13 protein-coding genes are annotated in these 13987 nt (G+C 59.1%); 6 read left to right on the top strand and 7 right to left on the bottom strand.

The features are described 5' to 3' along the window. Positions 1-189: 189 nt before the first annotated feature. Positions 190-2121 (top strand): bifunctional 5-dehydro-2-deoxygluconokinase/5-dehydro-2-deoxyphosphogluconate aldolase, encoded by a 1932-nt coding sequence (locus tag BHU62_RS12730; protein WP_073532344.1) that lies wholly within the window; start codon positions 190-192, stop codon positions 2119-2121. 203 nt (positions 2122-2324) lie between these two features. Continuing rightward, a complete protein-coding gene (locus tag BHU62_RS12725) occupies positions 2325-3161 on the top strand; it encodes a MurR/RpiR family transcriptional regulator (RefSeq protein WP_073532343.1) in 837 nt (278 codons plus the stop codon). Positions 3162-3199: 38 nt separating this feature from the next. On the opposite strand, the gene iolB is transcribed toward BHU62_RS12725, so the two are convergent. Both iolB and BHU62_RS12715 read right to left on the bottom strand, forming a co-directional pair. Further along, the gene (iolB, locus tag BHU62_RS12720) at positions 3200-4021 is read right to left on the bottom strand and encodes a 5-deoxy-glucuronate isomerase (RefSeq protein WP_073532342.1); all 822 of its coding nucleotides are present in this window, start codon (positions 4019-4021) and stop codon (positions 3200-3202) included. A 77-nt stretch (positions 4022-4098) separates the two neighbouring features. Next, positions 4099-5604 (bottom strand): CoA-acylating methylmalonate-semialdehyde dehydrogenase, encoded by a 1506-nt coding sequence (locus tag BHU62_RS12715; RefSeq protein ID WP_073532341.1) that lies wholly within the window; start codon positions 5602-5604, stop codon positions 4099-4101. 556 nt (positions 5605-6160) lie between these two features. On the opposite strand from BHU62_RS12715, the gene BHU62_RS12710 reads away from it, so the two are divergent. Then, positions 6161-7603 carry a sugar porter family MFS transporter gene (locus BHU62_RS12710; protein ID WP_073532340.1) on the top strand — a complete coding sequence of 481 codons (1443 nt, stop codon included), beginning with the start codon at positions 6161-6163 and terminating at the stop codon, positions 7601-7603. 32 nt (positions 7604-7635) lie between these two features. Beyond that, the gene (locus tag BHU62_RS12705) at positions 7636-8472 is read left to right on the top strand and encodes a TIM barrel protein (RefSeq protein WP_073532339.1); all 837 of its coding nucleotides are present in this window, start codon (positions 7636-7638) and stop codon (positions 8470-8472) included. A 36-nt stretch (positions 8473-8508) separates the two neighbouring features. Here BHU62_RS12705 and fetB read toward each other — a convergent pair whose 3' ends face one another. The 5 genes from fetB to BHU62_RS12680 all read right to left on the bottom strand — a co-directional run bounded on the left by fetB (position 8509) and on the right by BHU62_RS12680 (position 11993). Beyond that, complete coding sequence (gene fetB, locus BHU62_RS12700) at positions 8509-9282, bottom strand: iron efflux ABC transporter permease subunit FetB (RefSeq protein WP_073532338.1); 774 nt, start codon at positions 9280-9282, stop codon at positions 8509-8511. Next, positions 9269-9946, bottom strand: a complete 678-nt coding sequence (fetA, locus tag BHU62_RS12695) for an iron efflux ABC transporter ATP-binding subunit FetA (protein ID WP_073532337.1) — start codon at positions 9944-9946, stop codon at positions 9269-9271. The genes fetB and fetA overlap by 14 nt, the downstream gene beginning before the upstream one ends. A 190-nt stretch (positions 9947-10136) precedes the next feature. Beyond that, positions 10137-10424, bottom strand: coding sequence for a FaeA/PapI family transcriptional regulator (locus tag BHU62_RS12690; protein WP_073532336.1), 288 nt, complete (start codon positions 10422-10424; stop codon positions 10137-10139). A 37-nt stretch (positions 10425-10461) separates the two neighbouring features. Next, positions 10462-11550, bottom strand: coding sequence for an FKBP-type peptidyl-prolyl cis-trans isomerase N-terminal domain-containing protein (locus tag BHU62_RS12685; RefSeq protein ID WP_236720674.1), 1089 nt, complete (start codon positions 11548-11550; stop codon positions 10462-10464). 29 nt (positions 11551-11579) lie between these two features. Further along, on the bottom strand, positions 11580-11993 hold the full coding sequence (locus BHU62_RS12680; protein ID WP_073532334.1) for a hypothetical protein: 414 nt from the start codon (positions 11991-11993) through the stop codon (positions 11580-11582). 757 nt (positions 11994-12750) lie between these two features. Between BHU62_RS12680 and BHU62_RS12675 the strand changes: the two genes are divergently transcribed. Together BHU62_RS12675 and BHU62_RS12670 are read left to right on the top strand one after the other, a co-directional pair. Next, positions 12751-13281, top strand: a complete 531-nt coding sequence (locus BHU62_RS12675; protein ID WP_073532333.1) for a fimbrial protein — start codon at positions 12751-12753, stop codon at positions 13279-13281. Positions 13282-13372: 91 nt separating this feature from the next. Continuing rightward, on the top strand, positions 13373-13924 hold the full coding sequence (locus tag BHU62_RS12670; RefSeq protein ID WP_038871475.1) for a fimbrial protein: 552 nt from the start codon (positions 13373-13375) through the stop codon (positions 13922-13924). Positions 13925-13987: the final 63 nt, after the last annotated feature.

The raw sequence follows: 13987 nt of genomic DNA, 5'->3' as shown, positions 1-13987 counted from the left end.
CCCTTCCGTGGCCAATTCACTGACTTTTCCCTCTCCTTTGCTGATGTTTTAAACGCATCACATTTTTGGGGTGTAAATTTCATTCCATATTGAAATTGAAATTTTCATTCCCCATACTGTCCACATGCATCCTGCAGGGCGCCACGCTCGGGCCGCCGCCGGAGTTTTGCTTAACAGAAGGAAACGGGTATGGCTACACAAGAAAAACAGCTTGATGTCATTTGTCTCGGGCGCATTGCCGTCGATTTCTATGCTCAGCAGATCGGCGCGCGTCTGGAAGACGCCGGCACATTCGCCAAATACCTCGGCGGCTCCTCCGGCAACGTGGCCTACGGCACCGCCATTCAGGGGTTAAAATCCGGCATGCTGGCACGCGTCGGCGACGAACACATGGGCCGCTTTCTGCGTGAAGAGCTGCAGCGCGTCGGGGCCGATACCCGCTGTCTTATCACCGACAAGCAACGCTTAACCGGCCTGGTGATCCTCGGCATCAAGGATCAGGAAACCTTCCCGCTGATCTTCTATCGCGAAAACTGTGCGGACATGGCGCTGACGCCGGACGACATAGACGAGGCCTACATCGCCTCCTCGCGCGCACTGGCCATCACCGGCACGCACCTGTCGCACCCGAACACCCGCGCCGCCGTGCTCAAGGCGTTGGAATACGCGCGCCGCCACGGCCTGCGCACCGCGTTGGACATCGATTACCGCCCGGTGCTGTGGGGGCTGACGTCGCTGGGCGACGGCGAAACCCGCTTTGTGGAATCCGAGCAGGTGACTCGCAAGCTGCAGGAAGTGCTGCATCATTTCGATCTGATCGTCGGCACCGAAGAGGAGTTTCATATCGCCGGCGGCAGCACCGACACGCTGACGGCGCTGAAAAACGTACGCCGGGCCACGGCGGCCACGCTGGTGTGCAAGCGCGGCGCGCAGGGGTGCTCGGTGTTCGAAGGCGAGATCGCCGACGACTGGGCGCAGGTGAAGCTGCACGCCGGCGTGCGAGTCGAGGTGCTGAACGTGCTGGGGGCCGGCGACGCCTTTATGTCCGGTCTGCTGCGCGGCTACCTGAACGATGAGGGCTGGGATCAAGCCTGCCGCTACGCCAACGCCTGCGGCGCGTTGGTGGTCTCGCGCCACGGCTGCGCGCCGGCGATGCCGACCAAACGGGAGCTGGACGACTATCTGCAACGTGAACAACAGGTCACGCGCCCGGATCGCGACGCACGCCTGAACCACCTGCACCGGGTGACCACCCGCAAGCAACAGTGGCCGGAACTGTGCGTGTTCGCCTTCGATCATCGTAAGCAGCTGGCGGATATGGCACGCGAAGCCGGCGTCGGCGAGGAACGCATCCCGCGCCTGAAAACCCTGCTGCTGACCGCGGCGCAACAGGCCGCCGTGCAGGCCGGCCTCAACGGCAACAGCGGCATTCTGGCCGACACCACCTACGGGCAAGCGGCGCTGAACGAAATCACCGGCCAGGGATGGTGGATCGGCCGGCCGGTGGAGCTGCCCAGCTCGCGCCCGCTGCGGCTGGAGCACGGCAATATCGGTTCGCAATTGATCGACTGGCCGCAAGAGCACGTGGTGAAGTGCCTGGTGTTTTATCACCCGCACGACGCGGCGGAACTGCGCCGCGAGCAGGATGAGCTGATCGCCGACGTCTACCGCGGCTGCTGCAAATCCGGCCACGAGCTGTTGCTGGAGGTGATCCTGCCGGACAGCAACCCCGACAAGGACGAACGCTATTACCTGGAGATGATTGAACACTTCTACCAATTGGGCATTCAGCCGGACTGGTGGAAACTGCCGCCGTTGAGCGCGGAAAACTGGCAGCGAGTCGGCGCGTTGATCGACACCCACGATCCCTTCTGCCGCGGCGTGCTGATCCTGGGGTTGGATTCCCCGGAGGCGGTGCTGCAGGCTGGCTTTGCCGCCGCCGCGGATGCGCGCTGGGTGAAAGGCTTCGCCGTCGGCCGCACCATCTTCGGCCAACCTTCGCGCCGCTGGCTGCAAGGGGAGCTGGACGACGCGGCCCTGATCGAGCAGGTGAAACAAAAATACCTGACGCTGATCGGTTTCTGGCGCCAACACCGCCCGCAGGCTAACGGCGCTCACTGACGACGACTGCGAGTTCACGTCCCCTTAAGGCCATTTCGCCGCTTTAAGGGGATTTTTTTGCCCACTTTCTGTGAAGTCGCGCAACGTGCGATCGAATAAATCGCTTTTTGAGGAAATGAAATTTCCGCTCCGTCTGTTAAAATACCTTGTCAATATTTCAGGCATCAGGCCAATGCGCCTTCACCCCACTGCGAGCCGAATGGATGAACAACCCAACTCAACTTTCGCTGTTACAGGACGAGATTCGCCACCGTTATGAAACGCTGAGCAAGCGTTTGAAGCAGGTGGCGCGCTATATTTTGGATAACAGTAACAGCATCGCTTTCGATACCGTTGCCTCCATCGCCGCACAGGCCAGCGTGCCGCCCTCCACCCTGATCCGTTTCGCCAACGCCTTCGGCTTTAGCGGCTTCAACGAAATGAAGCAGGTGTTCCGTCAGCATCTGATGGAAGAAACGGTGAACTATACCGAGCGCGCGCGCCTGTTCCGCCAAACCTCCACCGACGACAACGTCGCGCCGGAGAAGCCGGCGGAGATTCTCAACGTATTTACCATGGTCAACGCGCAGGCACTGCAGCAGCTGGCGATGCAGATCTCTCCCGAGCAGCTGGATCGCGCCGTCGATCTGCTCAACAACGCCGAAAACATCTACGTGATCGGCCTGCGCCGTTCGTTCAGCGTCGCCTCCTACCTTACCTATGCGCTGCGTCATCTGGAGCGCCGCGCGTTTCTGATCGACGGGCTGGGCGGCATGTTCACCGAACAACTGAGCATGGTGAAACCGAAGGACGTGGTGATCGCCATCAGCTATTCGCCGTACGCCCGCGAGGCGGTGGAACTGGTGGAACTGGGCGCCAAGCGCGGTGCGCAGCAGATCGCCATCACCGACAGCCAGGTCAGCCCGCTGGCCGCCTTCAGCGACGTCTGTTTCGTGGTGCGCGAAGCGCAGGTGGACGGCTTCCGTTCGCAGGTGGCCTCGATGTGCCTGGCGCAGACGCTGGCGGTCTCGCTGGCGCTGAATAACGCCCGGGACGAGTAAGGCTGACAAAAAAGCCCGGCAAGCCGGGCCTCAAGCGCTTATTGCGCGGCGGGATAGCCGTCGCCGTTAATCCAGGCGTGGTCTTTTTCCCAGGTGAATTTCCACTGCCGCACCGGCCCGGCCATCACGTTGAGATAATAGTTATCGTAGCCTGCCAGGGTCGCCACCGGGTGGTAACCGCACGGCACTTTCACCACGTCGCGATTGTAGACCGGCATGCACTCGTCGAGCGTGCGATCGTCGGTATAGACACGCTGCATGCAGAACCCCTGCTCCGGCTGAATGCGGTGATAGTAGGTTTCTTCCAGATAGGTTTCGTCCGGCGAGTCTTCCCGATCGTGCTTGTGGCTCGGGTAGGAACTGGTGTTGCCCTCGTCGGTGTAAACCTCCACCACCAGCAGGCTGTCGGCCGGCTCGCTGTCCGGCAGAATGTTGTGCACCAACCGCTGGTTGCGCCCCTTGCCGCGCCGCTCCACGCCGATATCCGCCGGCGTAATCAGCCGTGAGGGCAGGTGGCCGCTGCCGGGCGCGCTGCACACCGCCAGTTCCAGATCGGTTTCTGCCCGCACGTCGATGCGATCGTGATGCGGCACATACACCGCGTAAGGCGGCGTGCGCTCGAACGGGCTCATGCGTTTGCCGATATGCGGGTACTCGGCACGCCGCGTGGCGACGGAGGCGATACCGGCCACCAGCACCAGGCACAGCTCCTTGTCGCCGCACTCAAGCTGCAGCGACTGCCCGGCGGCCAGGCGGTAAACGTCAAAGCCGACATAGCGCCAACCGGCATTTTCCGGCGTCACGTGCTGGATACGCCCTTCGGCGTTCGGCGTCTGACATTTGGCAAGCAGTGAAGACATCTCGATTCTCCTGTTAATGACCCGTGCAAAGGCCGCTGCCCCGAAGGAGCAACGGCCTGGCCTGAATATGACAGCACTTAACCTAGCGTCGGCATGCTGAATTCGGACACCGTCTGCTGCCCGGCCGGCCAGCGCGCGGTGGCGGTCTTCATACGCGTGTAGAAGCGCACGCCGTCGGTACCGTGCACGTTCAGCGCGCCGAACACCGAACGCTTCCAGCCGCCGAAACTGTGGAACGCCATCGGTACCGGCACCGGCACGTTGACGCCGACCATCCCGGCCTGCACTTCTTGCACGAACTGGCGCGCATAGTGGCCGCTGCCGGTAAAGATGGCGCTGCCGTTGCCGAACTCGTGGCCGTTCACCGTGTCGATGGCGGTGCGATAGTCCGGCACCCGCACGATGCCCAGTACCGGCCCGAAGATCTCTTCGCGGTAGATGCGCATACTCGGTTTCACATGGTCGAACAGCGTGCCGCCGACGTAGTAGCCTTCAGGATAGCCCGACACCTGATAATTGCGGCCGTCGGCCACCAGGGTCGCGCCTTCTTCTACGCCCAGATCGATATAGCCCAGCACCTTCTTCTGGTGGGCGGACGACACCAGCGGCCCCATTTCATTCTCTTCGCCGCCCTGCTGCAAGCCCGGCCCGACGCGCAGCTGCGCGATCAGCGGCTTCAATTTGGCGATCAGTTTGTCGGCGGTGTCGTCACCGACCACCACGGCGATCGGCAACGCCATGCAGCGCTCACCGGCGGAGCCGAACGCGCCGCCCATCAATGCGTTGACGGTGGCGTCGAGATCGGCGTCCGGCATGACGATCGCCTGATTCTTCGCCGCGCCGAAGGCCTGCACCCGCTTGCCGTGCGCACTGGCGGTGGTATAGATGTGTTCCGCCACGGTAGAGGAGCCGACGAAGCTCACCGCCTGAATGCGTGGATCGGTACACAGCTGTGCCGCGTCTTCATTGGCGCAGTGCACCACGTTGAACACGCCGTCCGGCAGACCGGCTTCTTTCAGCAGTTCCGCCAGGCGCACCGAGGCGGAAGGCACCAGCGCCGGCGGCTTGAGGATAAAGGTGTTGCCGCAGGCCAGCGCGATAGGGAACATCCACATCGGCACCATCGCCGGGAAGTTGAACGGGGTAATGCCCGCCACCACGCCCAGCGGCTGCATCAGCGAGAAGCTGTCGACGCCGCTGCCGACGTCCGGCGAATACTCGCCCTTGATCAGATGCGGGATGCCGCAGGCGAACTCGACCACTTCCATGCCGCGCGTCAGTTCGCCCAGCGCGTCCGAATACACTTTGCCGTGCTCGCTGACGATAAGTTCCGCCAGCTCGTCGCGGTGCTGTTCCAGCAGCGCCTTGAAATTGAACATGATGCGCGCACGGCGCAGCGGCGTGGTGCGCGACCAATCGGCAAACGCCCGATGCGCCACGTCGATGGCCTGTTTGACTTCGGCGGCGGTGCTCTGCGTGACGCGCCGCTCAACCTGCCCGCAGGCCGGGTTATACACGTCGACGGTTTGATTGCTGCTGCTCAGGCACACCTGCCCGTCAATAAAGTTACCCACGGTTTTCATGTCACGCCCTCTTTTCAAGTCCGCTGTCGCCTGGCCACACGCAGGCGGCGCGGCGTTAATCGTCCCGCTCGCCAAACCCCGTCGGCAAGCCGGCTAAATCCTGACCGGATACGGCAAACTCTATTTCATTGAAAAAAAAGTTTCAAATAAATTGTTTTGGAAAATTTGTTTTTAGTGCGTGAGGTCGCAGTTTTGTGGTGTCGATCGGGTTGTCGCTTTCATTACCGTGCCAGGAAAAACGCAGCGGCAGGAGAGAAATTGTGGGCAATGCACGCTGACTTTGCTACAGAAAATCCGCGCAGCGCCTGCCCTGTCGCCGTTATCGCACACCCCCGAACGCCCAAGGTATCCGGATCAGACACAACGGTTTTTTTTGAACTGGATCTAAAAATCAATATTCCATTATTCACTAATTATGAAATAAATGTTCTTGTTTGTTCCAGCATTTATCGACGACATCGCCTTGATGACAGGCACGGTTCACACCCTTCCGCTCGCCCTCTTCCCGACAACCCAACCGTGCGGACGGAAGCCAGGATAAAAATCGGAGCAACACATGTCATATCAGCGTAAGCACAATACCGGCTACATATTGCGAATTTGCGGCATCGCCGCCCTGGGCGGCATTCTGTTCGGCTACGACACCGCCGTGATCTCCGGCGCGATCGAAGCGTTGAAAACCTATTTCGATCTCAGCCCGGCCGAAACCGGCTGGGCGGTCTCCAACGTGGTGATCGGTTGCGTGGTCGGCGCCTTCGCCGCCGGGCCGCTGGCGGCGCGTTGGGGCCGTAAAAAGGCGCTGATGCTGGCGGCGCTGCTGTTCACCGTATCCGCCGTCGGTGCGGCATTGGTATCGACCTTCACCTGGTTCGTCATCTATCGCATCATCGGCGGGCTGGCGGTCGGCATAGCCGCCACCGTGTCGCCGATGTACATGTCGGAAGTCTCGCCGAAAGACATGCGTGGGCGGGCGCTCAGTATGCAGCAGTTCGCCATCGTGTTCGGCCAGATCGTGATTTTCTACGTCAACTTCAAAATCGCCAGCTACGCCAGCGAAGCCTGGCTGGTGGAGATGGGCTGGCGCTGGATGATCGGCTCGGAAGTCATTCCCTGCATCCTGTTCCTGATCCTGGTGCTGATTATCCCGGAATCCCCACGCTGGAACGTCATGGTTGGCCGCGACGATCAGGCGCTGGCGATGTTGACCAAGGTTTCCAACGCCGCCCACGCGCAGAATTTGCTGAAGGAAATCAAAGAGTCGTTGCGGCAGGATCAACAGCAGCAGCACCGGAAGCTGAACTACGGCGATGTGCGGGTGCGCTTCATCCTGTTCGTCGGCTGCATGATCGCCATGCTGCAGCAGGTGACCGGCGTCAACGTGATGATGTACTACGCGCCGGTGGTGCTGAAAACCGTCACCGAAAACGCGCAGGAAGCGCTGTTCCAGACCATCTGGATCGGCGTGCTGCAACTGGTCGGCTCGGTGATCGGCGCCATGCTGATGGATCGCATGGGCCGCATTCCGCTGATGCGCTACGGCACGCTGGGTGCCATCGCCGGCCTGCTGCTCACCTCGTACGCGCTCTACACGCAGGCCACCGGCTATTTCGCGCTGTTCGGCATGTTGTTCTTCATGGTGTTTTATGCGCTGTCCTGGGGCGTCGGCGCCTGGGTGCTGGTGTCGGAGATCTTCCCGAACCGCATGCGCGCGCAGGGGATGAGCATTGCCGTCGGCTGCATGTGGGTGGCCAACTTCGCGGTGTCGCAGTCGTTCCCGATGATCAACGAGCACCCTTATCTGTTCTCGCATTTCCACGGCGCCTTCCCGATGTGGATCTTCGCCGCCTGCTGCCTGTTCAGCTATTGGTTTATCGGCCGCTATATCCCGGAAACCAAAGGTGTCTCACTGGAAAAAATGGAACAAGTGGTGCTGGCCAAACGCCACCGCCACCCCCTGCCCGACGGTGAGCCGCTGCCGCTGGAAAACGGTAAATCCTGATCTCTCAACCCTGACCGCTGGAGTAATGCCTCATGACCATTGCGCTGGACCGCTTCTGCATTAACCGCAAGATCGCGCCGAATCTCGATCTGGACAGTTTTTTCCGCCTGGTGAAACGCTGCGGGCTCAGCAAAGTTGAGCTGCGCAACGACATGCCCAGCGGCAAGGTGGCCGACGATCTGAGCGACGCGCAGCTCAACGCGCTCGCCGCGCAATACGGCATCGAGATCATCACGATCAACGCCCTCGGCATGTTCAATCTGGTGGACGACCCGGCGGCGCTGCTGCAGCGTGCCGAAGCGTTGCTGGTGCAGGCTCAGGCCATCCACAGCCGGGCACTGGTGCTGTGCCCGCACTGCAGCGCCGGCGACAAGCGCAACGAGCAGCAAAAGCGGGACGACACCCTCGCCGCGTTGCGGCTGCTGGCGCCGCTGTTTGCACGCTATGGTGTGCAGGGGTACGTCGAGCCGCTGGGTTTCGGCATCAGTTCGCTGCGATCGTCGCTGCTGGCCCAGGCGATCATCCGCGATTCGGGTGCGCCGTACCGCATCGTGCTCGATACCTTCCACCACTACCTGAGCGGCGTGGTGCAGGCCGAATTCGACGCGCAGATCCAGGTGGCGCAGATCGGACTGGTGCATCTGTCCGGCGTGGAAGACGGGCGGGAGAAAAGCGCGCTGAGCGACGAAGAGCGCATCATGCTGAGCGAGGGCGATCGGCTGGAGAGCCGTCGCCAGGTGCAGAATCTGGAGCGCCTGGGCTATACCGGCGTCTATGCCTTCGAGCCGTTCTCTTCGCAGCTGGGTAGCTGGAGCGAGGCGGATATCGAACGGGAAATCCGCCAGAGCATCGCCCTGCTGCAAGGGTAAAAAAAACGGCCTCCGCGGAGGCCGTTTTTCATGGCGTTACTTCAGGTTGCCGACCACCAGCTGGTGGCGCTCGTTGTAAAACTTACGGTAGGCCAGATAGCCGGCGATGATGGTCGACAGACTGGCAGTGGAAAGCAGCATGAAGGTCACCATAATCTGGTATTTGATCGCTTTCACCGGGTCGATGCCGGCAAAGATCAGCCCGGACATCATGCCCGGCAGGCTGACCAGCCCGACGGTTTTCGCCGAGTCCACGGTCGGGATCAGCGAAGCGCGGATACTGTCGCGGATCAGCGCCGCCGAAGCGAACTTGGGCGTCGCCCCCAGGCTGAGCATCTCCTGGATCTTCTGCTGCTCGCTTTTAAAACGCTGGCCGAGGTTGGTGTAGCACAATCCCACCGCCACCATGGCGTTGCCGGCGATCATCCCGGAGATGGGGATCACCTGCATCGGCGTAAATTCGATAGATCCGGTTAATACCAGCACCGCCAACGTCAGCACCGCACCGGTGGTGATAGCGATAAACGACGTCACGAACGCGTGCTCGACGTACTTGCTGCGTTTCTTGGCGTTGTAGGCCGCATTAAAGCAGATGAACAACACCATCAACACGGTGAGAACGGCGTTATCCAAATCGAAAATATACTTCAGCACATAGCCGACGATGATCAGCTGCACCACCGCGCGGCAGATGCTCCAGATAATGTCCTTTTCCAGCGCCAGCTTTTCCCGGTGGCTGATCAGAATGGCGACCACCACCAGGACCATCGACAACCCTAAGGATTCATTGGTGATGTTATGCTGATTCATGATGTTGCTCCTGTTGCTCGGCGCGATGCGCGCGCAGGGTGATCACCTCGTCCGCATGCGCTATCTCTTCGGTATCGTGCGTCACCCACAGCACCGCCAGCCGATGCTCCGCCACCAGTTGATGAACGATGTCGTTGACGTTGCGCTTATTCTCCTCGTCCAGCGCGCTGGTGATCTCATCGAGCAACAGCACCCGAGGCATAAACTGCAGATTGCGGATCAGGGACACGCGCTGCTTCTCACCGCCGGACAGTTCATTGATGCTTTTGGTCAGCATCGCTTCCGGCAACCCGAAACGCGCCAGGTCGGCCTTCATTTTTCGCTCGGCCGGCGGCTGTTGGCGGATCTGGTAGGGCAGCGCCAGATTATCGTAAACCGTATTGCCGAACAGCGCCGGCGTCTGGAAGCAGTAAGAAACCTGCTTGCGGTACTCTTCCGGTGGCATTTCGGCCATCGCCCGGCCGTCGAAAAAGATATTCCCGCTCGTCGGATCCATTAATGAAGAGATGATTTTCAACAGGGTGCTCTTTCCGCAGCCGGAAGGGCCGGTGATCAATTTGAACTCCCCTTCGCCCAACCTGAAAGAAACGGAATCCAGGATCACCTGGCGGTCTATTTGATAATGAATATCATCCAATCTCAGTATGTCTTTCTTTTCCTTCATTACGATGCCGGCTCCCTACACCTGTTCCCATCTGAGCGATAAGTATATGGCTGCAAAAAACATCTTAGCAATGCCTGTGCAGTGTAGGTGGGGGGTTGCGGCGGATTGGCGGAGCGAGACGCCCCGCCAAATGATAAATAAAATTAATGATTGGCTGTGGGAATAGTCAAAAGCGACCGCAACGGTCGAATCACTCTTTTTTTATCGCCGCCTGTTCGTCGCAGCTGTACCAACGTAGAGAATTATTGATGCTGCGATGGGTGCAGCGAACCTTGCCCTCCTTTTCCAGCGCCAGCAGCAGGGTGCGGGTGGTATAAATGTTTTCACCGCATTTATCCGCCAGCTCGCGCGTCTTCGGCCACTGCTCCGGCGGGGGATGATGCCCGCCGGAACCTTCCACACGATCCCTGCACAATCCTTGCAACACATTCAGCATCAGCGATTTTCTGCTTTCAAACGTTGTCGGCGCCTTGGCCATAGCATTCCTCCTGAGTGGTTACTGCTGAGCACCCCGCTCACGGCTGCACGTCAGCGATGCGCAGGGTGTAAATCATGGTGGCGTCCGGGGGGATCGCCGGCGGGCTGCCCCGCTTGCCGTAGGCCAATGCCGACGGCACCGCCAGCGTGATCGAACCGTGGCGTTGCAGCTTCGCGATGGCGGCGCGAAACAGCGGCGGATAGCGCGTCAACGGCTGCGAGATCACCGTCCCCGCCAGCTCCATGTCTTTGACCACCCGGCCGTCGGTCAGGCTTTCGCGCACCACGATATCCACCCGATCGTCGGCGCCGATCGCGCCGCTGCCGGCATAGTCCACCCGGTAGTAGAAACCGAGCGCATCTTTCTTGACCCCTTCCTGACGAGCGAAATCGGCCAGATAGGCTTTTCCGTCCAAAACGGGGGCCTGCACCGGCTGCAAACGCTGCTGCGCCGTGCGCAGCGCGCTGTCGATGGTGGCCTCATCCAGCCGCGACCGCCCGGCCAGGGTATCGGCGATGCCCGCCAGCAACAGCTGACTGTCCGCCTCCAGCCCCGCGCGCCGGTTCTCCTGCTGCAGATGCAAAATGTCGCGCCCCAGCGATACGCCGGCGGCATACGCCTGTTTGTCCACATCGCTGGTCAACAAGGGCATCTCGGTCGCCTGTTGCCGTTCGGCCAATAAGGTGTCTACCCGCTGCTGCTGCTGCGCCAATTGCGCCGTCAAACTTGTACTGCGCCGTTCGGCTCGCGTCAGCGCAGCGGCCAGTACGCCCACCTCAGGTACCGGCGCAACGGCGTGCCTCAATCCCTTCAGGGCATCGACCAGCGGCCGAATATCGACGGCGGCCCGCTCCCGTTTCGGGGCCGCAGCGGCTTGAGCCGCCGCCAACTGCCGTTCCAACTGGCGGATTTTCTCCGCCTGTTGTTGCAAAGACGGCTTCAGTGACGTTAAACACGCGCCGTCTGCACCCACGATGGCGGCCGGTGTGGGCGCCGGTTTACGCGCGGTTTCCTCCCTGGGCGCGGCCTGTGGCACCTGCCGCTGCTCGGCAAATTTCAACAGCGCGGGAATGCCGTCGTCCGCGGCGCAAACGGCCCCGCTTGCCGTCAGCAGCAACAGCCCCATCGCCCATCCTTGCGCGCATCGTTTCATGGCTACAGGTTCTCGACCCGGCTGGACAGATCGGACATCAGCTCATGTTCAACGTCGGCGCAGAATTTCTCGGTTTTATATTGATACAGGGCATCAATCGCTTTGCGGGTGCTCGCATCCACATTAGCGCGCACGCCGGCATATCCGGAAGCGTTGGCAAGCAGGCCGTTAAAATAGGCAATGCGCTTTTGGTAACTTTGCGGATTAATATTCTTTAACGAATTAACCCGTTGCTGACAAAGCGCGATGCGTTGCTCATCGGATTTATCACTAGGACTATTCTGTGAAAGATTTTTCACAGAATTCACGTTTGACTTGCCGCCACCCACACAGCCTGACAGCGCCATAAAAGGCAGTAAGAATATTGCCAAAACTACCGTGCGGCGTCCGCCACAAGCATTAATCATTGTTATCATTCCGTTTATAATCCTTTAATTGTCACTTAGGTCATCATTATGTGGCGAACGGCATCAGCACATGCCTTAATTTGATTAATCAAAAGGGGTTAGACAGCGAAAAATCCCTTCAACGCTGTACGAGAGGATAATTCACTACCGGTTAAATTGTTATTTAATTGTTAATAGATCAGACCTAAACGCCTGATAAACACGAATGAAAAACTAAACTATTCACGAAGAGGAAATCATGAAATAACAATAAAAACAACGAATTATGTTTTATATTTTGTTTCTAAGTGGAAATTCATCATCTGCTGTCCAAGGGCGATATTAGCAAAACAATATTGTGAATTGTAGGTGCCCCCCTATTTCCCCCGATCTAATATCTCGCATATCGTTATTTATATAGTGATTTATACTGGATAATATTTGTATACGATCTATTGATTTTAAAGAAAATATATTTCTTTTTCCTTTTGGTTTTATATTCTGAATTTGACTTAATTTAATAAAATCTATTTCCAAGCAATACTATTATTTGCAAGAATATTCCCAGCAACACGCCACACATAAAACTCGTATTTTATTTACCAGAAAATCCATTGTCGATTTTCCAAATCTCGTTATTTCTCATAAATAACGGATGTTGGCGTATTGCCCAGAGCAAAAGGATCTGGCTCCAACCGCACGGCCGGCGACATGGCGTTGCCACCGCCGCGGGGGATTTAGATGTGCTGTTCTTTTTATTTAAAAACTCTCTACAGGAACCTGAGAAATGAAACTGAATAAATTAATGCTGGCAACCGTGATTGCTTTCGCTTCCGCATCTGTTGCTCATGCCGCATCTAATCAGGGCAGCGGTAAAGTCACCTTTACCGGCGAAATTATCGATGCGCCATGCAGCGTCGCGCCGGAATCCGTTGATCAGACCGTGCCGATGGGCCAGATCAGCAGCCGCATCCTGGCCAAGCAGGGTAAATCCAGCATGCAGCCTTTCAACATCGAACTGAAAGATTGCTCCATCTCCACCATGAAAAACGTCAAAGTGACCTTTACCGGCACGCCTGATCCGATCAACAGCAAACTGCTGGCTCTGAGCGGCACTGCAACCGGCGCCGGCATCGTGATCTACGACAACCTGCACTCCAAAGAAGTGGAACTGGGCACGGCGACCGACGGCCAGGGCCTGAACGACGGCGACAACTCGCTGAAATTCGCCGCTTACCTGCAGGGCAGCAGCGCCTCAAGCGCCGTGGTACCGGGCGACTTCACCAGCGTGGCGAACTTCACCCTGGCTTACCTGTAATACCCCACAGGGGATGTCTCAGGACATCCCCCGCTTTATTGCATGCCGACGATACCGGCAAGGGAACAGGGAAAGACAGGGAGACGCCAGTATGACTATCCGCCTTTGCGGCCTGCTGCTCATCGCGCTCAGCGTTGGCAACGCGGCGGCGGCAGCGAAAAATCAGGGCCACGGCAAAGTCAGCCTGGGCGGCACCATCGTCGAAACGCCGTGCGGCATCGCCAGCGACAGCCTGGATCAAACCGTCGATTTCGGGCTGATCTCCATGAGCGACGCCTCGCAGGACGGGCAGTCGGTGCTGATCGGCAGCCGCCGCCATTTCACGATCAAACTGGTGAACTGCGAGCTGGCCAGCCAGGTGAAGCCTGACTTCATCTATCGCGCGGCCAACGTCACGTTCGACGGCACCGCCGACAGCCGGGATCCTTCTCTGCTGGGCGTTTACGGCGAGGCGAAGGGGGTGGCTATCGAGCTGTTGACCGATGCCGGTACCCCGATCCCGCTCGGCAGCACGACGGCGGATTACCAGATTGTCGCCGGCGACAACACGCTGCGCTTCGGCGCGCAGTTGCGCCTGCATCCCGACAAGGCGCGGGCGGGCGGCTTCAGCTCTCTGGCCAAATTCACCCTGTCTTATCTCTAGCGCCGGCGGGCGCTGCACAGCATTACGTATTCAGGTCGTACGGATGACCTGCTATTGGGCGCG

The organism is Serratia marcescens (assembly GCF_001902635.1).
Lineage (GTDB): Bacteria > Pseudomonadota > Gammaproteobacteria > Enterobacterales > Enterobacteriaceae > Serratia > Serratia marcescens_F.
The sequence above is the reverse complement of the archived record's forward strand: the minus strand, read 5'-3'. Positions and strand labels throughout refer to the sequence as shown.